The organism is Enterobacter sp. ku-bf2, from assembly GCF_001742765.1.
GTDB lineage: Bacteria > Pseudomonadota > Gammaproteobacteria > Enterobacterales > Enterobacteriaceae > Enterobacter > Enterobacter quasiroggenkampii.
Genome location: NZ_MDVW01000001.1, coordinates 1,037,761 through 1,059,133 on the forward strand (window position 1 = coordinate 1,037,761; position 21,373 = coordinate 1,059,133).

At 56.3% G+C, this 21,373-nt stretch carries 23 protein-coding genes and 2 tRNA genes; 14 read left to right on the plus strand and 11 right to left on the minus strand.

What is annotated here, in order from left to right:
* Window positions 1-34 precede the first annotated feature (34 nt).
* Complete coding sequence (gene sodB, locus BFG58_RS04930; protein WP_023311353.1) at window positions 35-616, plus strand: superoxide dismutase [Fe]; 582 nt, start codon at window positions 35-37, stop codon at window positions 614-616.
* Window positions 617-654: 38 nt separating this feature from the next.
* Here sodB and BFG58_RS04935 read toward each other — a convergent pair whose 3' ends face one another.
* Both BFG58_RS04935 and BFG58_RS23705 read right to left on the minus strand, forming a co-directional pair.
* On the minus strand, window positions 655-1,821 hold the full coding sequence (locus BFG58_RS04935; protein WP_069719379.1) for an MFS transporter: 1,167 nt from the start codon (window positions 1,819-1,821) through the stop codon (window positions 655-657).
* A gap of 163 nt (window positions 1,822-1,984) precedes the next feature.
* Window positions 1,985-2,074 (minus strand): YnhF family membrane protein, encoded by a 90-nt coding sequence (locus BFG58_RS23705; protein WP_008500596.1) that lies wholly within the window; start codon window positions 2,072-2,074, stop codon window positions 1,985-1,987.
* 297 nt (window positions 2,075-2,371) lie between these two features.
* Between BFG58_RS23705 and purR the strand changes: the two genes are divergently transcribed.
* Window positions 2,372-3,397: an HTH-type transcriptional repressor PurR gene (gene purR, locus BFG58_RS04945; RefSeq protein WP_008500597.1), complete on the plus strand. Its 1,026-nt coding sequence runs from the start codon at window positions 2,372-2,374 to the stop codon at window positions 3,395-3,397.
* Window positions 3,398-3,414: 17 nt separating this feature from the next.
* Here purR and punR read toward each other — a convergent pair whose 3' ends face one another.
* Window positions 3,415-4,326 carry a DNA-binding transcriptional activator PunR gene (gene punR, locus BFG58_RS04950; RefSeq protein ID WP_039266192.1) on the minus strand — a complete coding sequence of 304 codons (912 nt, stop codon included), beginning with the start codon at window positions 4,324-4,326 and terminating at the stop codon, window positions 3,415-3,417.
* Window positions 4,327-4,440: 114 nt separating this feature from the next.
* Here punR and punC point away from each other — a divergent pair, with 114 nt between their 5' ends.
* Together punC and cfa are read left to right on the plus strand one after the other, a co-directional pair.
* Entirely contained in the window at window positions 4,441-5,640 is a 1,200-nt protein-coding gene (punC, locus tag BFG58_RS04955; RefSeq protein WP_069719380.1) for a purine nucleoside transporter PunC, read from the plus strand.
* Between the two features lie 298 nt (window positions 5,641-5,938).
* Window positions 5,939-7,087 (plus strand): cyclopropane fatty acyl phospholipid synthase, encoded by a 1,149-nt coding sequence (gene cfa, locus BFG58_RS04960; protein WP_045910321.1) that lies wholly within the window; start codon window positions 5,939-5,941, stop codon window positions 7,085-7,087.
* Window positions 7,088-7,118: 31 nt separating this feature from the next.
* Here the strand turns inward: cfa and BFG58_RS04965 are convergent, their stop codons facing one another.
* Window positions 7,119-7,760, minus strand: a complete 642-nt coding sequence (locus tag BFG58_RS04965; RefSeq protein ID WP_008500602.1) for a riboflavin synthase — start codon at window positions 7,758-7,760, stop codon at window positions 7,119-7,121.
* Between the two features lie 225 nt (window positions 7,761-7,985).
* Between BFG58_RS04965 and mdtK the strand changes: the two genes are divergently transcribed.
* From mdtK to BFG58_RS04985, 4 genes are all read left to right on the plus strand, one after another.
* On the plus strand, window positions 7,986-9,359 hold the full coding sequence (gene mdtK, locus BFG58_RS04970; RefSeq protein ID WP_032622812.1) for an MdtK family multidrug efflux MATE transporter: 1,374 nt from the start codon (window positions 7,986-7,988) through the stop codon (window positions 9,357-9,359).
* 153 nt (window positions 9,360-9,512) lie between these two features.
* Window positions 9,513-9,589: transfer RNA gene (locus tag BFG58_RS04975), tRNA-Val, on the plus strand.
* Window positions 9,590-9,593: 4 nt separating this feature from the next.
* Window positions 9,594-9,670 (plus strand) — tRNA-Val (locus BFG58_RS04980).
* Between the two features lie 119 nt (window positions 9,671-9,789).
* The gene (locus BFG58_RS04985; RefSeq protein WP_069719381.1) at window positions 9,790-11,385 is read left to right on the plus strand and encodes an FAD-NAD(P)-binding protein; all 1,596 of its coding nucleotides are present in this window, start codon (window positions 9,790-9,792) and stop codon (window positions 11,383-11,385) included.
* 28 nt (window positions 11,386-11,413) lie between these two features.
* On the opposite strand, the gene BFG58_RS04990 is transcribed toward BFG58_RS04985, so the two are convergent.
* Both BFG58_RS04990 and BFG58_RS04995 read right to left on the minus strand, forming a co-directional pair.
* On the minus strand, window positions 11,414-12,049 hold the full coding sequence (locus BFG58_RS04990; RefSeq protein WP_047075163.1) for a carbonic anhydrase: 636 nt from the start codon (window positions 12,047-12,049) through the stop codon (window positions 11,414-11,416).
* 72 nt (window positions 12,050-12,121) lie between these two features.
* Complete coding sequence (locus BFG58_RS04995; RefSeq protein ID WP_069719382.1) at window positions 12,122-12,904, minus strand: MBL fold metallo-hydrolase; 783 nt, start codon at window positions 12,902-12,904, stop codon at window positions 12,122-12,124.
* A gap of 125 nt (window positions 12,905-13,029) precedes the next feature.
* Between BFG58_RS04995 and BFG58_RS23710 the strand changes: the two genes are divergently transcribed.
* The gene (locus BFG58_RS23710; RefSeq protein ID WP_003857665.1) at window positions 13,030-13,170 is read left to right on the plus strand and encodes a hypothetical protein; all 141 of its coding nucleotides are present in this window, start codon (window positions 13,030-13,032) and stop codon (window positions 13,168-13,170) included.
* A 92-nt stretch (window positions 13,171-13,262) separates the two neighbouring features.
* Here BFG58_RS23710 and BFG58_RS24070 read toward each other — a convergent pair whose 3' ends face one another.
* Window positions 13,263-13,430, minus strand: a complete 168-nt coding sequence (locus BFG58_RS24070) for a hypothetical protein (protein WP_032666818.1) — start codon at window positions 13,428-13,430, stop codon at window positions 13,263-13,265.
* Window positions 13,431-13,676: 246 nt separating this feature from the next.
* On the opposite strand from BFG58_RS24070, the gene BFG58_RS05010 reads away from it, so the two are divergent.
* Genes BFG58_RS05010 through BFG58_RS05025 form a run of 4 tightly spaced genes read left to right on the plus strand, consistent with a single transcriptional unit; the run spans window position 13,677 to window position 16,771 of the window.
* A complete protein-coding gene (locus BFG58_RS05010) occupies window positions 13,677-14,507 on the plus strand; it encodes an ABC transporter substrate-binding protein (protein ID WP_083261457.1) in 831 nt (276 codons plus the stop codon).
* 2 nt (window positions 14,508-14,509) lie between these two features.
* Window positions 14,510-15,325, plus strand: a complete 816-nt coding sequence (locus BFG58_RS05015; RefSeq protein ID WP_045910316.1) for an amino acid ABC transporter ATP-binding protein — start codon at window positions 14,510-14,512, stop codon at window positions 15,323-15,325.
* Window positions 15,325-16,101, plus strand: a complete 777-nt coding sequence (locus BFG58_RS05020) for an amino acid ABC transporter permease (protein WP_048030749.1) — start codon at window positions 15,325-15,327, stop codon at window positions 16,099-16,101. The genes BFG58_RS05015 and BFG58_RS05020 overlap by 1 nt, the downstream gene beginning before the upstream one ends.
* On the plus strand, window positions 16,085-16,771 hold the full coding sequence (locus BFG58_RS05025) for an amino acid ABC transporter permease (RefSeq protein ID WP_048030750.1): 687 nt from the start codon (window positions 16,085-16,087) through the stop codon (window positions 16,769-16,771). The genes BFG58_RS05020 and BFG58_RS05025 overlap by 17 nt, the downstream gene beginning before the upstream one ends.
* Here BFG58_RS05025 and fumD read toward each other — a convergent pair.
* The 4 genes from fumD to BFG58_RS05045 form a co-directional block, all read right to left on the minus strand.
* Complete coding sequence (gene fumD / locus BFG58_RS05030; protein WP_023343959.1) at window positions 16,752-16,961, minus strand: fumarate hydratase FumD; 210 nt, start codon at window positions 16,959-16,961, stop codon at window positions 16,752-16,754. The two genes, BFG58_RS05025 and fumD, sit on opposite strands and share 20 nt — an antisense overlap.
* Window positions 16,962-17,071: 110 nt before the next feature.
* Window positions 17,072-17,884 (minus strand): MetQ/NlpA family ABC transporter substrate-binding protein, encoded by an 813-nt coding sequence (locus BFG58_RS05035; RefSeq protein ID WP_008500616.1) that lies wholly within the window; start codon window positions 17,882-17,884, stop codon window positions 17,072-17,074.
* A 23-nt stretch (window positions 17,885-17,907) separates the two neighbouring features.
* Window positions 17,908-18,576, minus strand: a complete 669-nt coding sequence (locus BFG58_RS05040) for a methionine ABC transporter permease (protein WP_069719383.1) — start codon at window positions 18,574-18,576, stop codon at window positions 17,908-17,910.
* Window positions 18,569-19,591: a methionine ABC transporter ATP-binding protein gene (locus tag BFG58_RS05045; RefSeq protein WP_045910313.1), complete on the minus strand. Its 1,023-nt coding sequence runs from the start codon at window positions 19,589-19,591 to the stop codon at window positions 18,569-18,571. Before BFG58_RS05045 ends, BFG58_RS05040 begins: the two co-directional genes overlap by 8 nt.
* A 400-nt stretch (window positions 19,592-19,991) precedes the next feature.
* Between BFG58_RS05045 and BFG58_RS05050 the strand changes: the two genes are divergently transcribed.
* On the plus strand, window positions 19,992-21,362 hold the full coding sequence (locus BFG58_RS05050; RefSeq protein ID WP_069719384.1) for a cystathionine beta-synthase: 1,371 nt from the start codon (window positions 19,992-19,994) through the stop codon (window positions 21,360-21,362).
* Window positions 21,363-21,373 lie beyond the last annotated feature (11 nt).

Genomic DNA, 21,373 nt, shown 5'->3' on the forward strand with positions numbered 1-21,373 from the left:
ATTGACAACACAAAATACAATAAGGAGAGAAGCAATGTCGTTCGAATTACCTGCACTACCGTATGCAAAAGACGCCCTGGCCCCGCACATTTCTGCGGAAACCCTGGAATATCACTACGGCAAGCATCACCAGACGTACGTCACCAACCTGAACAACCTGATCAAGGGCACCGATTTTGAAGGCAAAACGCTGGAAGAGATCGTCCGCAGCTCTGAGGGTGGCGTATTCAACAACGCCGCTCAGGTGTGGAACCACACCTTCTACTGGCACTGCCTGGCGCCGAATGCCGGTGGCGAACCTGCCGGTGAACTGGCTACCGCCATTAACGCCGCCTTTGGCAGCTTCGCGGATTTCAAAGCGAAGTTCACCGATGCCGCCATCAAGAACTTCGGTTCGGGCTGGACGTGGCTGGTCAAAGAGGCGGATGGCAAACTGGCTATCGTGTCTACCTCTAACGCGGGCACCCCGCTGACCACCAGCGCGAAGCCGCTGATGACCGTGGACGTATGGGAACACGCTTACTACATCGATTACCGTAACGCGCGACCTAACTACCTGGAGCACTTCTGGGCACTGGTTAACTGGGACTTTGTGGCGAAGAACTTCGCCGCGTAAGAGACACGCAGAAGGGTTCGCCCTTCTGCGTTTTTGGTTTATTCCGCAGCGCAGGCTGCTTCTGGCTGTTTACGACCCGACATCATCACCAGCAGCAGGCCGAGTGCGGCAATAATCGCCCCCATCACCGGCACAAAACTGTACCCCAGCCCACCAGAAATCACGGCCCCACCGGCCGCCGCACCGAGCGCATTGCCCAGGTTAAAGGCACCAATATTGACCGAGGATGAGAGGCCCGGCGCTTCATGCGCGACGCGCATCACGCGCATCTGCAGCGGTGGCACCACAGCGAACGTTGCAGCCCCCCAGACGACCATCGCCACCGCGGCGCCAAACTCGTTACGCGCCAGCCACGGAATGGCGATCATGATAACAATCAGCAGGGTTAAGAAGCCCTTCAGCGTTCCGCTCACCGAACGGTCGGCAAATTTCCCGCCGAGATAGTTGCCAATCGAGAAGCCCACGCCAATCAGCACCAGCATCGCGGTCACAAAGAGAGGCGTTGCGTGGGTGATGTCATGCAGCACAGGTGAAATATAGGTATAGAGGGTAAACATCGCCCCTGCCCCCAGCACGGTGGTCAGCAGCGCAGAGAGCACCTGCGGGCGCATCAGCACCGACAGCTCTCTGCGTACGTCAGGGCGTTCACCCGCGCTGCCTTTTGGCAGGGAGAAGAACAACGCCACCATCGCGACTACGCCCAGTCCGGCCGTCGCCAGGAAGGACATCCTCCAGCCAATGACCTCGCCCAGCCAGGTTGCCGCAGGAACGCCGCCGATGTTAGCAATGGTCAGGCCCATAAACATGGTGGCCACGGCGCTGGCCTGCTTATGTTTTGGCACCACGCTTGCCGCCACAACCGACCCCAGCCCAAAGAACGCGCCGTGGTTGAGGCTGGTCAGAATACGCGACAGCATCAGCGTGGTGTAGTCCGGCGAAATGGCCGAAAGCACGTTACCGAGGGTGAAAATCGCCATCAGGAAAATCAGCGCATTGCGGCGCGCACGGTGCGAAAGGAGAAGCGTCATCAGCGGCGCCCCCACCATCACGCCAATAGCGTAGGCGCTGATTAACATGCCTGCCGCAGGGATCGAGACGTCCACGCCGCGGGCGATGACGGGCAGTAACCCCATCGGGGAGAATTCAGTGGTGCCAATCCCAAAAGCGCCAATCGCCAGGGCCAGCAGGGGAAAATTGATTTTCATGCGTCAACTCCGGATGCCGTGTCATGTGGTGACACAGAACAAAGAAGCGGAAAGCATGACATCAATCACAAAAAATGAGAAGTTAACAAAATGGCAAAAGATTTTTGCCATGGGAGTAACAATCGTGGTGAGCGGGAGGGAGAAGGCTCTCCCTCCGCGTAAATCAGTGCAGTGCGGCCGTCAGACCCGCCGCGACAATCAGAGCCAGCACAACAACGGTGGTGAACAGCGAAAACTTCAGATCGGAACTCATCAATTTTTCTCCTTTTAATCCCCCCACGAAAAGTGAGCCTGCTCATTTTTGCATAATTTACGTCAAAAATCTTCCTGGATTTAGGCTGATAAACACTTTACCTCTTCCCCTTTTCATCAAGATAGGACAAAATTCCACGCTAAATTTATTAGCGTACCGGCCATTGACCCCCTCCTGAAGTCCCGTGTCGTTTTCCCGGCGTGCCGCAATTCAAGATTGCGTGATAAGGGTGAGAGAAGGCAAACGTTTACCTTCAAGTTTTTCAGGAGTTTAGGATATGGTCTGGAGTGACATTTAATGGCAACAATTAAAGACGTAGCAAAACGCGCAAACGTTTCCACTACAACCGTATCACATGTAATTAACAAAACCCGCTTCGTGGCGGAAGAGACGCGCAACGCCGTCTGGGCAGCGATCAAAGAGCTGCACTATTCGCCAAGTGCGGTTGCGCGCAGCCTCAAGGTTAATCACACCAAATCCATTGGATTGCTGGCCACCAGCAGTGAAGCGGCCTATTTTGCCGAAATCATTGAAGCGGTAGAGAAGAACTGCTTCCAGAAAGGCTATACCCTGATTCTGGGCAACGCATGGAACAGCATAGAAAAACAGCGTGCCTACCTGTCGATGATGGCGCAGAAGCGCGTGGATGGCCTGCTGGTGATGTGTTCCGAGTACCCGGAATCCGTGCTGTCGATGCTCGAAGAGTATCGCCATATCCCCATGGTGGTCATGGACTGGGGTGAAGCGCGCGCGGACTTCACCGACTCCGTTATCGACAACGCCTTTGAAGGCGGTTACATGGCGGGTCGTTACCTGATCGAACGCGGTCACCGCGAAATTGGCGTGATCCCGGGTCCGCTGGAACGTAACACCGGCGCGGGCCGTCTGGCCGGTTTTATGAAAGCGATGGAAGAAGCGCTGATCACCGTGCCGGAAAACTGGATCGTGCAGGGCGACTTTGAGCCGGAATCAGGCTATCGCGCAATGCAGCAGATCGTTTCCCAGCCGCACCGCCCGACCGCCGTTTTCTGCGGGGGTGACATCATGGCCATGGGTGCGCTCTGCGCCGCCGATGAGCTGGGTCTGCGCGTACCGCAGGATATTTCCGTGATCGGGTATGACAACGTGCGTAACGCGCGCTTCTTCACCCCGGCGCTGACAACCATTCACCAGCCAAAAGATTCGCTGGGCGAAACGGCCTTCAATATGCTGTTGGACAGAATCGTCAACAAACGCGAAGAGTCGCAGTCCATTGAAGTTCACCCACGCCTGATTGAACGCCGTTCCGTTGCGGATGGTCCGTTCCGCGACTACCGTCGTTAATCCTTTGACGGGGCCAGCTACGCTGGCTCCCGTAACCATTCCCGGTTTAGCGTTTCGCTGTCTCCCAGATAATCCAGCAGCCAGGCCATGGCGGGCGAGACATCATTTTGTTGCCAGGTCAGGCAGCAGGCCGCGTCCGGGAACGGATTCTCCAGCGTCAGTTCAACCCATTCTCCGGTATCGATGCGCGGACGTGCAAAATGAACGGGCACCATCGCGACGCACAGCCCGGCGCTGAGGCACGTCGCCGACGATTCCCAGTCAGGAGCCACCACCCGCCGCTGGTTGTCCAGAAGCCAGGTGATACGCTTGGGCAATGAGCGGGACGTATCCTCCAGCACCAGCGACGGCCAGTTACGCAGCGTATCGTCGCTCAGCGGCCCGTCCATTGCCGCCAGGGGATGATCGCGTGCCACCACGCATTTCCAGCTCAGCATCCCCATGTCGCGAAAGGCGTAACGTCCCCCGACCGGGATCGCCTGCGTGGCGCCAATCGCCATCTCCGCCCTGCCGTCCGCCAGCGCATCCCACACCCCGTTGAACACCTCCTGCGAGACCCGCAGCTCAACGTCAGAGAAATGACGATAGAAATCCACGATCATCTGCCGGGTGCGTTCCGGCTTCACGATGTTATCCACCGCGATGGCGAGATGTCCCCGCCAGCCGTTGGCGATCTGCTGACACTGTTCGCGGGTGATCTGCATTTTTTTGATAACAGAACGCCCTTCCTTCAAAAACCACGCGCCTGCGGGCGTTAATTCCACGTCGCGATGCCGCCGTTCAAACAGCGGAACCGCCAGCCATTCCTCAAGCTGACGCACCGTGTAGCTAATGGCCGAAGGGACGCGGTGCAACTCCTGCGCTGCACCGCTAAAGCTGCCGTTACGCGCAACAGCATCGACCACTTCAAGAGAATAATCTGACCACATTTTCTGCCTACAAAAAATTTGAATGCCCCCGCCAAATATTAGCGTTTCACAAGCCGCTTTGCACTCCCTACACTCTGCGCCAACGTACACCTGCCTCCTCAGGAGAATAAGAGAATGCAACCCAGGAAAGGATTTTTAGTCTGGCTCGGCGGCTTAAGCGTGCTGGGCTTTTTGGCCACCGACATGTACCTGCCCGCGTTTGCCGCGATGCAGGAAGACCTGCAAACCCCTGCGGCGGCCATCAGCGCCAGCCTGAGCCTGTTCCTTGCCGGTTTTGCTTTCGCGCAGCTCCTGTGGGGACCGCTCTCGGATCGCTTTGGCCGTAAACCGGTACTGCTGCTGGGTCTGGCCATTTTTGCCGTGGGCTGCCTGGGGATGTTGTGGGTGCGCGATGCTACCTGGCTACTGGTGCTGCGCTTTATTCAGGCCGTGGGCGTCTGTGCTGCGGCGGTGACCTGGCAGGCGCTGGTGACCGACTACTATCCGGCTAACCGCACAAACCGTATTTTCGCCACTATTATGCCGCTGGTGGGTCTTTCCCCTGCCCTGGCCCCGCTGCTGGGCAGCTGGATCCTCGCGCACTTTGACTGGCAGGCCATTTTTGCCACGCTGTTTGCCATCACGCTGGTGCTGATGCTGCCGGCGTTTGCCCTTAAGCCCGCGCATAAAAAAGAGGCGCATGCCTACGCGAAGCCGATTACCTTCACCTCCCTGCTGAGCGCCAAGGCGTATCGCGGGAATGTCCTGATTTATGCCGCCTGTTCGGCCAGCTTCTTCGCGTGGCTCACCGGCTCGCCGTTTATTCTGCACGATATGGGCTACAGCCCGGCGGCCATCGGTCTGAGCTATGTTCCGCAGACCATCGCGTTCCTGGTGGGCGGGTACGGCTGCCGCGCGGCGCTGCAAAAATGGGAAGGTCAGCAGATGCTGCCATGGCTGCTGGTGCTCTATGCGCTGAGCGTCATCGGTACCTGGGCCGTCGGGTTTATTCCGGGCGCGGGCCTGGCTGAAATTTTGATTCCCTTCTGCGTGATGGCCGTGGCGAACGGGGCGATTTACCCGATCGTGGTGGCACAGGCGTTACGTCCGTTCCCGCAGGCGACAGGCCGCGCCGCCGCGCTGCAAAATACCCTGCAGCTGGGTCTGTGCTTCCTGGCAAGCCTGGTGGTCTCGGCGCTGATTGCGACACCGCTGTTAACCACCACCAGCGTGATGCTGGTCACCGTTGCGCTGGCGGTATTGGGTTACCGCATGCAGGCGTCCGCGCAGCGTGAGCAGGATAGCGGTGCGCAGGTGGAAACCTCGCATGCCTGATTGCGCCAGAAATCATGTTACATTTCAGTGATTAGGTTGCTAACAATTTTCTATTGAATCACCAAATTTTGAGGCCTATACTAAATTTGGTTCGATTAAATACGATAAATATTAAGTGTTAACGGGAGCCGGAGTGCTTCCGTTTTACCATGGAAGGCATTTCGGCAAGGGTTATCTCCCTTCCTCTGTTCTACGTCGGATACTAGCCTCGCGGTATTTACCGTGAGATTTCTCACAAACCAAAAAAAGCGTCTACGCTGTTTGAAGGTTCTGATCACATCAGGGTGATGGAGAAGCTATGAGTTCATCGTGTATAGAAGAAGTCAGCGTTCCGGACGACAACTGGTCCCGGATCGTCAGTGAACTGTTAGGTCGAGCAGGCATCACTATCAACGGATCTTCGCCATCCGATCCCCAGGTTAAACATCCCGACTTTTTTAAACGCGTGTTGCGGGAAGGGTCGTTAGGCCTGGGAGAAAGTTATATGGACGGCTGGTGGGATTGTGAACGGCTGGATATCTTTTTTGCCAGCGTGTTGCGTGCCGGTCTGGAAAATCAACTCCCCCGTAATCTGAAAGACACCCTGCGTGTCGCCTCTGCCCGACTGTTTAACTTGCAAAGTAAAAAACGCGCCTGGATCGTCGGCAAAGAGCATTACGATCTCGGCAATGACCTTTTCAGCCGCATGCTGGACCCTTTCATGCAATACTCCTGCGCCTACTGGAAAGACGCGTCGACGCTTGAGGAAGCACAGCAGGCCAAGCTGCGTCTGATCAGTGAAAAGCTGCAGCTACAGCCCGGCATGCGCGTGCTGGATATCGGCTGCGGCTGGGGCGGGCTGGCGTATTTTATGGCGAAGCACTATGGCGTCAGCGTGGTCGGCGTGACGATCTCAGCGGAACAGCAAAAAATGGCGCGAGAGCGCTGTCAGGGTCTTGATGTGGATATCCGGCTGCAGGACTACCGTGACCTGAACGAGCAGTTCGACCGGATCGTTTCCGTCGGCATGTTCGAGCACGTGGGGCCAAAAAACTACGATACCTACTTTGAGGTGGTGGATCGTAATCTGAAACCGGACGGGCTCTTCCTGCTGCACACCATCGGCTCTAAGCGGACCGACAATAATGTTGACCCGTGGATCAATAAATACATCTTTCCGAATGGCTGTTTACCGTCCGTTCGCCAGATCGCCAACGCCAGTGAATCCCATTTCGTGATGGAAGACTGGCATAACTTTGGCGCGGACTACGACACCACCTTAATGGCGTGGCATGAACGTTTCCAGAAAGCCTGGCCCGAGATTGCGGACAACTATTCAGAACGATTCAAACGGATGTTTAGCTATTATCTGAATGCCTGCGCGGGGGCGTTTCGCGCACGGGATATTCAGCTCTGGCAGGTGGTATTCAGCCGGGGGATTGAACACGGACTGCGTGTCGCACGCTAAAAAAATAACCCCGGATAGCCGGGGTTATTTTTTATTCTTCTTCTGCGGTCTTTATTATTGCGGCTTCTTTAGCTGCCAGCACGCGTTCAACCGTATCCACCACCGCCTGGGTTTGCGGATCGATTTCGATATTCACGCGATGCCCCAGTTTTTTGGCGCCCAGCGTAGTGCGCTGCAGCGTTTCAGGAATTAAATGCACGCAAAAACGCGTTGGCGTCACTTCTCCCACGGTCAGGCTAATCCCGTCAATGCCAATAAATCCTTTATAGAGGATGTATTTCATTAATGACGGGTCCTGCATTTTAAACCAGATTTGACGGTTATTTTCCGAGGTCACGATTTTCGCCACTTCGGCAGTGGTCATGATGTGCCCCGACATCAAATGGCCGCCAATCTCATCGCTGAACTTCGCCGCGCGCTCAACGTTGACGGTATCGCCTACCACCAGCTCGCCCAGGTTAGTGATCCGCAGCGTCTCTTTCATTAAATCAAAGCTAATCTGGTTGCCGTTAATTTCGGTCACGGTCAGGCAGCAGCCGTTATGGGCAATCGAGGCGCCGGTTTCGATACCCTCAAGCATATATTCCGGCAGCTCAACAACATGAGTACGGAAATTAGGTTTTTCATCAATGGACACCACTTTGGCAGTGCCCTGCACAATACCAGTAAACATGCTTACAACTCCTGTTTTTTCCGAACGGTGATGACACCGTTTAATCCCTCCACAATAACAGTTGGAAAAACAGGTTGCCAGCGGAGCGCATTTTCTGGCGATTTTTTCACTAGATAAATAGCTAAAGCCCGCTACAATAGCTGGCACCCCCCTGCATTTTCTTCTTGCTGCCCGTTTCGGCGGCTTTTTTAGTCTCTCAAATAACTACAAAATAAAGGTGTTCACGTGCAGAAGTACATGAATGAAGCGCGCCAGTTATTGGCACTGGCTATACCAGTGATCGTCGCGCAAGTGGCCCAGACCGCAATGGGATTTGTGGATACGGTAATGGCAGGTGGCTACAGCGCCACCGACATGGCAGCCGTGGCTATCGGCACGTCAATCTGGCTTCCGGCCATCCTGTTCGGTCACGGTCTACTGCTCGCGCTCACGCCTGTTATCGCTCAGCTCAATGGCTCAGGCCGTCGCGAGCGCATCGCCCATCAGGTTCGCCAGGGTTTCTGGCTGGCAGGGTTTGTCTCCGTGCTGATCATGGTGGTGCTCTGGAACGCGGGCCATATCATTCGCGCTATGCATAATATTGACCCGGCGCTGGCGGACAAAGCCGTGGGCTATCTGCGCGCGCTGCTCTGGGGCGCGCCGGGCTACCTCTTTTTCCAGGTGGCGCGTAACCAGTGTGAAGGCCTGGCGAAAACCAAGCCCGGCATGGTGATGGGTTTTATCGGGCTGCTGGTCAACATCCCGGTTAACTATGTCTTTATTTACGGTCATTTCGGGATGCCGGAGCTGGGCGGCGTCGGCTGCGGCGTGGCAACGGCAGCCGTTTACTGGGTCATGTTCTTCTCGATGCTTACCTTCGTGAAGCGCGCCCGCTCAATGCGCGATATTCGTAACGAGAACAGATTCAGCACGCCGGACTGGAGCATCATGACGCGTCTGGTGCAACTAGGGTTGCCGATTGCCCTTGCGTTGTTCTTTGAGGTGACCCTGTTTGCCGTGGTCGCCCTGCTGGTCTCCCCGCTGGGCATTGTGAACGTCGCCGGGCACCAGATTGCGCTAAACTTCAGCTCCCTGATGTTTGTCCTGCCGATGTCGCTGGCCGCGGCAGTGACGATCCGCGTGGGCTTCCGCCTGGGGCAAGGCTCGACGCTCGATGCGCAAACCGCCGCGCGGACCGGACTGGGCGTCGGCGTCTGCATGGCCATTTGCACGGCGCTTTTTACCGTGGCGCTGCGCGAGCAGATTGCCCTGCTCTATAACGACAATCCGGAAGTCGTCGCGCTGGCATCGCACCTGATGCTGCTGGCCGCGATTTACCAGATTTCGGACTCCATTCAGGTGATTGGCAGCGGCGTGCTGCGCGGCTATAAAGACACGCGCTCCATTTTCTTTATCACCTTCATCGCCTACTGGGTGCTAGGTCTGCCGTGTGGGTATATTCTGGCCCTGACCGACCTGGTGGTGGACCGCATGGGACCGGCGGGGTTCTGGATGGGCTTTATCATCGGCCTGACGTCGGCGGCGATTATGATGATGATGCGCATGCGCTTCCTGCAGCGCCAGCCATCCACGATCATTTTGCAACGCGCTGCACGTTAAATACGCAGTAGCCGCCACCCGGCGGCTACTTTCTCTTCACTTTGCGCGGTAATACAGCAATCGCGTGAAATCAGAGAGAAAATTGCATTTTCCCTCTTGCCACCTCGGTGCTGTGCCGCTAATATTCGTCCCCGTTGTCACCGACAACACGTTGCGTTCATAGCTCAGTTGGTTAGAGCACCACCTTGACATGGTGGGGGTCGTTGGTTCGAGTCCAATTGAACGCACCATTCTGCGTCCGTAGCTCAGTTGGTTAGAGCACCACCTTGACATGGTGGGGGTCGGTGGTTCGAGTCCACTCGGACGCACCATTTCAGTCCTGAAATGGTGCAAATTCTCCTCTGATAGCCTGAATTTTCTTAATCCTTTATTTTCATCATTATTCTCCTGCTACGCTTTTCCTATGGAAAAAAACACAGGAAACGTGTCGATGAAGAAGATCGCGATTATCGGCTCCGGCCCCACAGGGATTTACACCTTTTATCACCTGCTTCAAAACAGCACGCCGCTCTCCGTTTCCGTCTTTGAACAGGCCGATGAAGCCGGCGTGGGCATGCCCTATAACGACGACGATAATTCCCGGCTGATGCTGGCGAACATTGCGAGCATTGAAATCCCGCCCATTTTTATGACCTACCTCGACTGGCTTAAGGAACAGAGCGACGCCCATCTGGCACGCTTTAAGGTGGATAAAGCCAGCCTGCATGACCGACAGTTCCTGCCCAGGCTTCTGTTGGGAGAGTACTTTCGCGACAGTTTTCGTTCAATCGTAAAAGAGGCGAAAAAGCTGGGGTTCGAGGTTAAGGTCCATGAATCCGCGAAGGTCACCGACATCATCCCTTCGACAACCGGCGTGACGATTTCGGTCAACGACCGCACCTTACCGGATCAATTCGACCTGGCGGTTATTGCCACCGGCCACGTCTGGCCAGAGGAGGATGAAGCCACGCGCACGTTCTTCCCAAGCCCGTGGTCCGGTCTGATGGACGCCCGCATTCCCCCTTGCCGCGTGGGCATTATGGGCACCTCGTTGAGCGGCCTGGACGCGGCTATGGCGGTGGTGATGCAGCACGGTGCGTTTCGTGACGGTAAATTCATCCTCGACAAAAGCAGCGAAGGGTTAAACATCACGCTGATGTCCCGGACGGGCATTCTGCCGGAAGCTGATTTTTATTGCCCTATTCCTTACGAGCCGCTGTCGGTATTGACCGAATTCGTGGTGGAAAGCGAGATAGCCAAAGGACCGGATGGCCTGCTTGACCGCATTTTTGCCCTGATGGTCAAAGAGCTTCAGCTTGCCGATCCGGCGTGGTGCGAGAAGATGTCTCTGTATACGCTGAATGCGGACACTGTTCGTGAGGCCTGGTTTGAGGATCGTCAACGCCACGGCCCCTTTACCTGGGCGGAAGAGAATCTCAACGAGGTTGAACGCAACAAACGGGAACGCCGTACCGTGGCCTGGCGCTATACCGTGCTGCGGCTGCATGAGGTCGTTCAGGAGATTGTCCCCCATCTCGACGAGCGAGACGGTGAACGCTTCAGGCAGGGGCTGGCTCGGGTATTTATCGACAATTATGCCGCCATCCCTCCGCAGTCTATCCGCAGGCTGCTCGCACTTCGCGAAGCCGGCATCATCAGCGTGGCCGCGCTCGGTGACGACTACACGCTCGACGTTGGCAGCGATCGAACGGTGATAACCACAAAAGAGACCGTCTATCGTTTCGACGTATTTATTGACGCACGCGGACAAAAGCCGCTCAAAACGAAAGATCTGCCCTTCCCGACGCTGCGAAAACAGCTGGAAGCGACCGGCGATGAGATACCCGATATCGGCGAGGATTACACCTTAAAAGCGCCTGACACCGTTCGCGGGCGCATCGCCTTCGGTGCGATACCGTGGCTGATGCACGATCGTCCCTTCGTTCAGGGGCTGGTGGAGTGTGCAGAGATTGCAGAGGCGATGGCGAAAGCGGCGGAAAAACCCGCGTCACGCGTGCGGCGGAGATTACCCTATTTTGAATACTGACAGGGCATCCGTGCCCTGCTGTTGCGGATTACTCGAAGAAGACTTCCGGGTTTTCCGACAGCGAGACGAAGCTTTTCGTCGCTTTATCCAGCGCGAGGATTTCGCCGCTTTCAATGTCGTACACCCAGCCGTGGAGTCGGATGGAGTTATTACGCAGGCCCACCGCGACGGACGGATGGGTCTTGATGTTGCTCAGCTGCGCAAAGACGTTTTCCTGCACCATCGCATTCACTTTATCGATCGGCTTATCCCAGCTTTTCTTCTCTACCACGGCTTTTGCCGCGTCGGAATAGCGCAGCCAGTGTGACACGGCAGGCATCGGCTCCAGGTTCGCGTTATCGGCAATCGCCTTCATCGCGCCGCAGTTGGAGTGACCGCAAATCACGATATCCGTGACGCCCAGCGCCACGACGGCGTATTCGATGGTAGCGGACACACCGCCTGGCTCCGGTCCGAACGGCGGCACAATGTTGCCAGCATTACGAATGACAAAGAGTTGTCCAGGCTCTTGCTGGGTGACCAGTTCCGGGACCAGACGGCTGTCGGAGCATGAGATGAACAGCGCTTTGGGATTCTGGCTGGACGCTAAACTGCGGAAGAGTTCTTTACGTTGCGGGAAAATCTCTTTTTGAAAGCTGAGAAAACCTTCAATGATATGTTGCATAGCAATGTCTCTTTTATCTGTTTTAGTTTAGGTATGATCGAGATCACACTCGTAAAGTTTACCCATCGTGGTTTACTTCAGACAAGCAATATATTTCTGGCCCGACCGCTGCACAATTTCGTCCGCGTTAGCGAGGATGTTCTGCCCTTCGAACGCGCCGTACAGACGTTCAAACGTTCTGCCTTCCAGATGACTCACGACGGACGCCACGGTGCGGGCAGGCAGCGGAAGATAGTTCGGATAGCTCCACATAAACGAGACGGCGTCTTTACCCGGCGTGACCTGCAGAATATCGCCCACCAGCAGCACCCCGTCCCCCTCCTGCCAGTGCAGCACCGTTCCCCCGGCAAAATGCCCGCCCAGACGCAGCAGGGTAACAGACGGGAAAATCTCCAGCGCATCGCCTTCCCAGAAATGAATGGCTGGGCTGTCGCGCATCACCCACTCTCTGTCGCTGGCGTGCAGGTACACCGGTGCATCAAACGCCGCAGCCCACTCCTGCATCGTGGTGTAATAGTGCGGGTGTGAAATCGCAATCGCACTGATGCCGCCGAGCGCGGCGATGAGGGTTTGGGTTGCGGCATCGAGGTTGGCGATACAGTCCCAGAGAATGTTGCCGTGCGGCGTTTGCAGAAGCAGTGCCCGCTGGTTGATAGCAAACGCCGGAACGGTTTTGATACCGAACAATCCCGGCTCCAGCTGCTGCCATTTGTTGCTGTGCGTCGCGTTGACGGTATCGAGATCGGTCCACGCCTGTCCCGTGATGGGCACATACTGGCGTTCATCCTCACAAATTGGGCATCTGTCCGGCTGCGTATCGTAGGCGGTCCCGCAGGTTTTACAGAGTGTAATCATGTGCTCTCCTCAGCGATAAAGCACTGAGTATGGCAGGGATTATCCTTATGTGCTGCGAGGTACATTGCTGGCTTTTTTTGCCCTATACTGTGCCAGTATCGAAAACTGAACAGAGCAGGTGCAACATGGAAATTGATCTCGATAACTTAGTGTTTAACGGTCTGGATGAAGCAGAAGAGCGTAATGCGGAACGTCTGGACGATGCGGATAAAAAAGCGCAGGCGATTGTCGCCGACGACGACTGCGGCGACGCCTGCAAGATCTAATAAAAAAGCACCGGGAAACCGGTGCTTTTTTATTTCACTCGTTAAACGTCACGCACACTTCATTCCAGTACGTTTCGCGCGTGCGGCGCAGTTCAGCGTGGCGTTTTATCATGGAACCACTCCGGGTCAATGTTGGCAACGTCTACGCCATACAGGCTGGCGACAGGCAGTATCGACTCAAGAACACGTTGCGCGCTGTTCTCCGCATTCGCTGGCCGGGCCGCAAAAAACCGCCGTAACGTGCTGATCCATTTTTTCATCGTCTTACCCTCTCTCGCCGTATCTGCCTCCAGTTAAGCACCCTAATCCCGTGCAGGGGAAATACCAAAATCCACTGTCGATGTGCAGGATCTGCAAATAGCACCCTCGTCCTTTTCACTCTTCATTAACACCTTGTTCACTAATGCTTTTTTGCTCATAGCAAAGAACGATTTCTTATTTGGCGATAGCTTTCCCTTATGGGAGCGTAACGGGGTAAAACAAAAACAACGGGATGGCGAATGACTATGGCAGCAAAAATGAAAGGGTTTAAAAAACGGACGCTGGCTCTGGGCGTAGTGGCAGCCTGGGGCCTGTTTTCAGTGCAGGCACAGGCCGATCAGCTGGCGGATATCAAGGCAGCAGGGGTGGTGAAAGTGGCCACGTTTGATGCCAACCCGCCGTTTGGCTCGATTGATGCCAAAACGCATGAGATCGTGGGTTACGACGTGGACTTCGCCAAAGCGCTGGCAAAATCGCTCGGCGTGAAGCTTGAACTGGTTGCCACCAATCCGGCCAACCGCATTCCGCTGCTGCAGTCCGGCAAAGCCGACCTGATCGTGGCGGATATTACTATCACCCCGGAACGCGCACAGGTCATTGATTTCTCGACGCCTTACTTCGTCACTGGCCAGCAGTTCCTGGTTCCGACGAAATCACCGGACAAGCTCGATGACTATAGCCGGGCGCGCATTGGCGCAGTCAAAGGCACAACAGGCGAGCAGGCGCTGCACCAGCGTTTCCCGCAGTCCCGCGTCCTCTCTTATGACGACATTCCCCTGGCGCTGACCGCACTGCGCAACGGCAACGTACAGGCCATCACTCAGGACAGCACCATCCTGGCCGGTCTGCTGGCGCAGGCGCCGGACAAAGCCAACTTCAAAATCCTGCCCGATCTGCTCAGTAAAGAAGAGATCGGCGTGGGGGTGAAGAAAGGTGAAACGGCGCTGCTGAAAGCCGTCAACGACGAGCTGGTTAATCTCGAGAAGACCGGTCAGGCGGCAAAAATCTATGATGTCTGGTTTGGTCCTGGCACCCCTGCTCCACAGCCTCGCGGCTTTAAAATAGAAGCCAGGTAATTATGCTCTCAGGTTTATTTTCACACTCCGCGGCCGGTGCCGCGGATTTTTCACATCTGGAACAGGCCAGCGTCGAGTTTCGTCATGTGGACAAACGCTACGGTGACCATCAGGTTTTGAACGACATTAATCTCACCATCACGCCAGGTGAAGTGGTTGCTATCCTCGGCCCGTCGGGTTCCGGTAAATCCACCCTGATTCGTCTTATCAACCAGCTTGAACCCCTGAGCGGCGGAGAGATCCTGGTCGACAACAAGCCTACCGGAAAGCTCTCCGGTAGCGGGCTACGCCAGCTGCGAAGCCGCGTGGGGTTTGTATTCCAGCAGTTCAACCTTTATGCCCATCTCACCGCCAGCCAGAACATTACCCTGGCACTGGAGCACGTTCACGGCTGGAAGCCAGAGCCAGCCCAGGCGCGCGCGCTGGCCCTGCTGGAGAAAGTCGGGATGCTGGAAAAGGCCCACCATTTCCCGGCAGAGCTATCCGGCGGACAGCAGCAGCGCGTGGCGATAGCCCGCGCCCTCGCCTCTTCACCGCAAATCATTCTTTTCGATGAACCCACCTCCGCGCTGGATCCGGAGATGATTGGTGAAGTGCTGTTCGTGATGAAAGCCCTCGCCCACAGCGGGATCACGATGATCGTAGTGACCCATGAGATGCAGTTTGCCCGGGAAATCGCCGACCGGATTGTCTTTATCGACGGCGGGCAAATTCTGGAAACCGCGCCGCCAGCGCAGTTTTTCAGCCAGCCAGCGCATCCGCGCGCGCAGCGTTTCCTGCAAAAGGTGCTGGATCCGCTGCATCAGGAGCATCTGTAATGCCCGCGCTCGACTGGCAGGGGGTACTGACCGGACAGCCTCTGCAGTGGATACTTTCCGGATTTCTCACCACCTTGTGGGTAACGCTGGCGGGGATCGCGCTGGCCAGCCTGCTCGCACTGCTCTTTATGCTCCTGCGCCTGTCCGGTGGACGCGTCGGGAAAGCGATCGTCAGCGGCTGGGTATCGCTGTTTCGCAATACGCCGCTGCTGGTGCAGCTGCTGTTCTGGTATTTTGCCGCCTGGAACGGGCTGCCGCAGGCGTTTCGCGACGTGGTCAACGCCGATCACAGCTGGTCCATTCTGCCCGGCGACGTCTGGTGGTTTACGCCCGAATTTTTATGTTCTGCCTGGGGGCTGGGCGTTTTTACTTCGGCGTTTTTAATCGAAGAAGTGGAAGCCGGGTTGCGTTCTGTGCCAGTCGGGCAACGGGAGGCGGCGCTCGCCCAGGGATTCTCAGCATGGCGCGTGTTTCGCTACATCCTGCTGCCGCAGGGGCTGGCTAACGCCTGGCAGCCCGTTGTGGGCCAGTATCTCAACCTGATGAAGCTCTCCTCGCTCGCCAGCGGGATTGGCTTCGCCGAGCTCACCTACCAGGTCAGGCAGATCGAAAGCTTTAACGCACACGCGCTGGAGGCATTTACCCTCGGTACTGCACTCTATCTGCTGACCGGTCTGGTCATGGGAATGGTGCTGGTCCGCCTTGGGCCGCAGGCGAAACGTAAACGCCCGATCGTCGCCACCACAGGGAGTGAAAAACATGATTGCCGGACTTAATGTCATCACCGATAACCTCGATTATCTGCTGTGGGGACGCGCGGCAGCCGGTGAACCGGGAGGCGTACTGCTTTCGTTAATGATGGCAGCAGGCGCTGCGGTTATCGCTCTGCCCGGAGGGATACTGCTCGCGTGCCTGGCCTGGCGCTTTACCGGGCTCGTGCGAAAAGTCCTCTTTTTATGGGCAGAGCTGATTCGCGGGATCCCACTCATCTTCGTGATTTTCTGGATGTGGTATCTCCTGCCGCTCATGACCGGGGGCGATCTGCCCGGGGCGCTGACCGTCACGCTGGCGCTGGCCTGGTTTACGGCGGCCACCGTGATGCACTCGGTGCTGGCCGGACTGAGCGCGCTGCCGACCGGGCAGTTCGAAGCCGCGCTGTCACAGGGATTCAGCACGCAGCAAACCCTGTGGCGCGTGCTGCTGCCGCAGGCGCTGAGGAATATTCTGCCGTCGCTGGTGGGGATTTTTATCAGCCTGCTGAAGGATACGTCGCTGGCGTTTATCGTGAACGTCCCGGAGCTGACCACGGTGGCGGGACAGGTCAACAACCGGGTGCAAATCTACCCGGCGGCCATTTTTATCTTTACGGGCGTGGTCTACTACCTGCTCTGCTGCTCGCTCGAGCAGCTTGCGAAACGCTGGCGCCTTACCCGGCCAGCGCTTTAACCACCGTTTCCATTGCCTCGGTTGTCAATGCACTGCGTTTCACGCGCTGGTTCGCCAGCGCGGTACGCAGTACCCCGGCAATGACAATATGCTTTGGCTCCTGCCCTAAATCACGCATCTCAAGCACGACCTTCCCGACCACCCGGCACATCTCCTGATACAGCGCTTCATCTTTGGTCACGTTACCCATCGTCATCACTCCATTGCCTGTTAAACGTTGAGCTTAAATGATTCTCCTGCCGGATACAAAAAAGAAGCCCGGCGAGGAACTCGCCGGGCTTCATCTGTAAAATCAGCTAATTAGTTGTTAACTGGAATGACCGCGCCTTTGTACTTGGTGCGGATCCAGTCCTGAATCTCTTTCGAGTGCAGCACGTTCACCAGCGCGACGATGTCTTTCTTCTTCTCGTCACCGCGATGCACGGTGATGATGTTGGCATACGGGTTGTTTTCACCGCTCTCAACCGCAATCGGGTCGTGAACCGGATCCAGACCGGCGTCAATCGCGTAGTTGGCGTTAATCACCACCGCATCGCCTTCGTTGTTGTTGTACATCTGCGGCAGCAGAGACGCTTCAACGTTAGGCGTGAACTTCAGCTTTTTCGGGTTCTCGACGATGTCGCTGATGCGCGCGGTCACTTTATCGATGCCCGGCTTCAGCTTGATCACGCCCTCTTTCTCGAAGATGGAAAGAATACGGCCCTCTTCAGAAACCGCGTCACGCATGATGATCTTGCCACCTTCCGGCAGGTCTTTCAGCGACTTGTATTTTTTGGAGTAGATGCCGATTGGCTCAATGTGGATCGCGCCCGCACTGACAAAATCGTAGTCCTTATCGCCCGCATGATCTTTCAGCACGCTGTTCAGGTAAGGAATGTGCTGGAAATAGTTCGCATCGATGTCATGACCTGCCAGCGCGGTGTTCGGCAGAATGTAGTCCTGGAACGGTTTAATCTCCAGGTCGATACCCTGCTTCGCCAGAATCGGCTTTGCCTGCTCCAGAATTTCCGCATGCGGCGTGTTGGATGCCCCTACGGTCAGGGTGTCGGCCCAGGAGGCGAAGCTCAGGGCGCTCAGGGTTGCAGCGGCGATCAGTGTCAGTGTCTTTTTCATGATGTGGTTCCTGTGTGTATTTATTAGCGTTTATCTAACAGTGAAGTAATGACATCGCCGCAGAACTGGATAATGAAAACGATGATCAGAATGGTCACCGTTGCCACCAGCGTGACGTCACCATGGTTGCGCTGGAATCCTTCCAGATAAGCCAGATTTCCCAAACCACCAGCGCCAATCACCCCCGCCATTGCGCTGTAGCTCACCAGCGCAATCAGCGTTACCGTAATACCCGATACCAGTGCAGGTGATGATTCCGGCAGTAAAACCCGAAACACGAGCGTGCTCAGTCGTGCGCCCATCGAGCGCGTCGCTTCAATCACGCCTTTATCCACTTCACGCAGGGCGATCTCCACCAGGCGTGCGTAGAACGGTGCGGCACCCACAATCAGGGCCGGCAGCGCCGCGTTGGCACCAAGAATGGTGCCGACAACGGTCTTGGTGAACGGGATCAGCAGCACAATCAAAATGATGAACGGAATCGAGCGGAACACGTTCACCACAATCGAAATGATGCTATACACCGTGCGGTTGTGGAACAATCCGCCGCGCGCGGTTAAAAACAGCGCCAGACCCAGCACGATGCCTAATACAAAGGTCGCCACGCCGGAAAGCGCGGTCATGTACAGCGTCTCCAGCGTCGCCGCCCAGAGCTGATCCCACTTGAGATGCGGAAAGAGATTCTCAGCCATGTTTAATCACCTCGCCTTCAATATCGCTGTGCTGCAGGTCGGCGAGGATATTGTTCAGTTGTTCATCAGATGCCACGACGTGCACCCAGAGTTGACCAAACACGCCGTGTGCGGTTTGGGTCATTTTTCCGTGCAGGATGTTAAACGGCAGGCCGTAGCGCAGCGTCAGTTCGCCCACAATCGGTTTGTGCGTGCTGTGCCCGGTAAAGGTCAGCCTGATAACCGTACCTTCCAGATCGTTTGCCAGTTCGGTATTGAACGTTTCTTCTTCAGCGTACTGGCTCACCTGACGAACAAACTGCTGCGTAATCGGCTGCTGCGGATGGGTAAAGACGCTCAGCACGTCGCCCTCTTCCACCACTTTACCGTTCTCCATCACCGCCACGCGGTCGCAGATTTTGCGCACCACGTGCATCTCGTGCGTGATCAGCACGATGGTCAGCTTGAACCGACGGTTAATATCCAGCAGCAGATCGAGGATCTGATCGGTGGTCTGCGGGTCAAGCGCGGAGGTGGCTTCATCGCAGAGCAGCACATCCGGGCGATTAGCCAGCGCACGCGCAATGCCCACGCGCTGCTTTTGCCCACCGCTCAGCTGTGACGGATAAGCATGCTCGCGACCTTTCAGGCCAACGAGTTCAATAAGCTCGGCCACGCGGGCCTTAATTTCGGCTTTCGGTACGCCAGCAATTTGCATCGAGAACGCAATATTCTCGCTGACCGTGCGCGACCACAGCAGGTTGAAGTGCTGAAACACCATGCTGATCTTCAGACGCGCCTGGCGCAGTGCTTCACCTTTTGCGGCAGAAATGTTCTGCCCGTTGATGGTTACGCTGCCGCTGCTCGGTTTTTCCAGACCATTCAGCAGGCGGATAAGCGTACTTTTACCTGCGCCGCTGTAACCAATGATCCCGTATATCTGTCCCTGTGCTATCGTCAAATTGACATTATCAACGGCTGTGAGTGCCACCTTTCCGTTGTCAAAAACCTTCGAAATATTGCTCAGTACAATCATTCTTATTCGTTATCCGTGCCGCCCGTGGCGGTTTAGCAGTATGGATGTCCAAACGATAGTAAACAGGCGTTATCAGCTTTTAAATGAACAAAAAAGAATGTGTTATAACTTTCGGCAATAAACAGCGGATTTACCGGGTGGGAAGCATTTAGACCAATTTCAGCAATGATTATCTGCCGGATGCATATCTGCTGGCGGACGGGCGCAAAAAACGGTCATTTTTGCAGCATTTTATCCCGATATAGCCATCCTCACATCCAGACAACTTTACGTCTTGCTGTCCTTCCATCCAGAAATGGCATTTATATTCCTTTCTGTTCTAAACGGCAGTGAATGGTTCTTTATTGAGAAAATTTCACCGCCCTATCATCCCGTCATGACATCCAGAAAGGAAAACATCATGACGATTTATCACTCCGTCACCGAACTGATTGGTCGTACCCCGCTGATCCAGCTGCATAAGCTTGATACCGGTCCCTGCTCGCTGTTCCTGAAGCTGGAAAACCAAAATCCGGGCGGGTCGATTAAGGATCGCGTTGCGCTGTCGATGATTAACGAAGCGGAACGTACCGGCCAGCTGCAGCCAGGCGGCACGATTATTGAGGCCACGGCGGGCAATACCGGTCTCGGCCTGGCCCTGATCGCCGCCCAGAAAGGCTACTCGCTGATCCTGGTGGTGCCGGACAAAATGAGCCGCGAGAAGATTTTCCACCTGCGCGCGCTGGGTGCCCAGGTGGTGCTGACCCGCTCCGACGTCAACAAAGGCCATCCTGCCTATTACCAGGATTACGCCCAGCGTCTGGCGAACGAACTGCCCGGCGCGTTTTACATCGACCAGTTCAACAACGAAGCCAACCCGCTGGCGCACCGCACCACCACGGCGCCGGAACTGTATGAACAGCTTGACGGCAGGATCGACGCCATCGTGGTGGGCGTCGGCTCAGGCGGCACGCTGGGCGGCCTGCAGGCGTGGTTCGCCGAGCACTCTCCGCACACGGAATTTGTCCTGGCTGACCCGGCTGGATCCGTTCTCGCCGACCAGGTGGAAACCGGACGCTACCACGACGCGGGCTCCTGGCTGGTTGAGGGAATTGGCGAAGACTTTATTCCTCCGCTGGCCCACATTGAAGGGGTGAATCGCGCCTGGCGCATCACCGACCGCGAGGCCTTCACCACCGCGCGCGAGCTGCTGAAAACGGAGGGCATTCTGGCGGGCTCCTCCAGCGGTACGCTGCTGGCGGCCGCGCTGAAGTATTGCCAGGCACAAACCACGCCGAAGCGGGTGGTGACCTTCGCCTGCGACAGCGGCAATAAATATCTCTCGAAGATGTTCAACGACGACTGGATGCGACAGCAGGGGCTCATCACGCGTCCGCAGGCTGGCGATCTCTCTGACTACATCGCCCTGCGCCACGATGAAGGCGCCACCGTCACCGCCGCCCCGGACGACACGCTCTCCACCGTCCTGGCGCGCATGCGTCTGTATGACATATCCCAGCTGCCGGTGCTGGAAAACGGCAAGGTGGTGGGCATTATCGACGAGTGGGATCTTCTGCGGCATATCGGCGGCGACGGCGATCGCTTCGCGCTGCCGGTGACGGCAGCCATGACGCGTCAGGTCGAATTCCTTGATAAACACGCGCCGGAAAGCGCCCTGAACGCCATCTTCGACCGCGGCCTGGTGGCCGTCATTAATGACAACGACCGTTTTCTCGGTCTGATTACGCGCAGCGACGTTCTGACCGCCTGGCGCAACCGTCTACAGCAATAAAGGAATCAATG

Bases quoted from the DNA above. Each gene is read 5' to 3' on its own strand.
- sodB (WP_023311353.1), top strand. From the start codon at position 35: ATGTCGTTCGAATTACCTGCACTACCGTATGCAAAAGACGCCCTGGCC.
- BFG58_RS04990 (WP_047075163.1), bottom strand. From the start codon at position 12,049: ATGCAACATATCATTGAAGGTTTTCTCAGCTTTCAAAAAGAGATTTTC.
- BFG58_RS05040 (WP_069719383.1), bottom strand. From the start codon at position 18,576: ATGGCTGAGAATCTCTTTCCGCATCTCAAGTGGGATCAGCTCTGGGCG.
- punR (WP_039266192.1), bottom strand. From the start codon at position 4,326: ATGTGGTCAGATTATTCTCTTGAAGTGGTCGATGCTGTTGCGCGTAAC.
- BFG58_RS05015 (WP_045910316.1), top strand. From the start codon at position 14,510: ATGCTCTCAGGTTTATTTTCACACTCCGCGGCCGGTGCCGCGGATTTT.
- BFG58_RS04935 (WP_069719379.1), bottom strand. From the start codon at position 1,821: ATGAAAATCAATTTTCCCCTGCTGGCCCTGGCGATTGGCGCTTTTGGG.
- BFG58_RS04965 (WP_008500602.1), bottom strand. From the start codon at position 7,760: ATGTTTACTGGTATTGTGCAGGGCACTGCCAAAGTGGTGTCCATTGAT.
- BFG58_RS05010 (WP_083261457.1), top strand. From the start codon at position 13,677: ATGGCAGCAAAAATGAAAGGGTTTAAAAAACGGACGCTGGCTCTGGGC.
- purR (WP_008500597.1), top strand. From the start codon at position 2,372: ATGGCAACAATTAAAGACGTAGCAAAACGCGCAAACGTTTCCACTACA.
- BFG58_RS05050 (WP_069719384.1), top strand. From the start codon at position 19,992: ATGACGATTTATCACTCCGTCACCGAACTGATTGGTCGTACCCCGCTG.
- BFG58_RS04985 (WP_069719381.1), top strand. From the start codon at position 9,790: ATGAAGAAGATCGCGATTATCGGCTCCGGCCCCACAGGGATTTACACC.
- punC (WP_069719380.1), top strand. From the start codon at position 4,441: ATGCAACCCAGGAAAGGATTTTTAGTCTGGCTCGGCGGCTTAAGCGTG.
- BFG58_RS24070 (WP_032666818.1), bottom strand. From the start codon at position 13,430: ATGAAAAAATGGATCAGCACGTTACGGCGGTTTTTTGCGGCCCGGCCA.
- BFG58_RS04995 (WP_069719382.1), bottom strand. From the start codon at position 12,904: ATGATTACACTCTGTAAAACCTGCGGGACCGCCTACGATACGCAGCCG.
- BFG58_RS05045 (WP_045910313.1), bottom strand. From the start codon at position 19,591: ATGATTGTACTGAGCAATATTTCGAAGGTTTTTGACAACGGAAAGGTG.
- BFG58_RS23705 (WP_008500596.1), bottom strand. From the start codon at position 2,074: ATGAGTTCCGATCTGAAGTTTTCGCTGTTCACCACCGTTGTTGTGCTG.
- BFG58_RS05035 (WP_008500616.1), bottom strand. From the start codon at position 17,884: ATGAAAAAGACACTGACACTGATCGCCGCTGCAACCCTGAGCGCCCTG.
- BFG58_RS23710 (WP_003857665.1), top strand. From the start codon at position 13,030: ATGGAAATTGATCTCGATAACTTAGTGTTTAACGGTCTGGATGAAGCA.
- BFG58_RS05025 (WP_048030750.1), top strand. From the start codon at position 16,085: ATGATTGCCGGACTTAATGTCATCACCGATAACCTCGATTATCTGCTG.
- fumD (WP_023343959.1), bottom strand. From the start codon at position 16,961: ATGGGTAACGTGACCAAAGATGAAGCGCTGTATCAGGAGATGTGCCGG.
- BFG58_RS05020 (WP_048030749.1), top strand. From the start codon at position 15,325: ATGCCCGCGCTCGACTGGCAGGGGGTACTGACCGGACAGCCTCTGCAG.
- cfa (WP_045910321.1), top strand. From the start codon at position 5,939: ATGAGTTCATCGTGTATAGAAGAAGTCAGCGTTCCGGACGACAACTGG.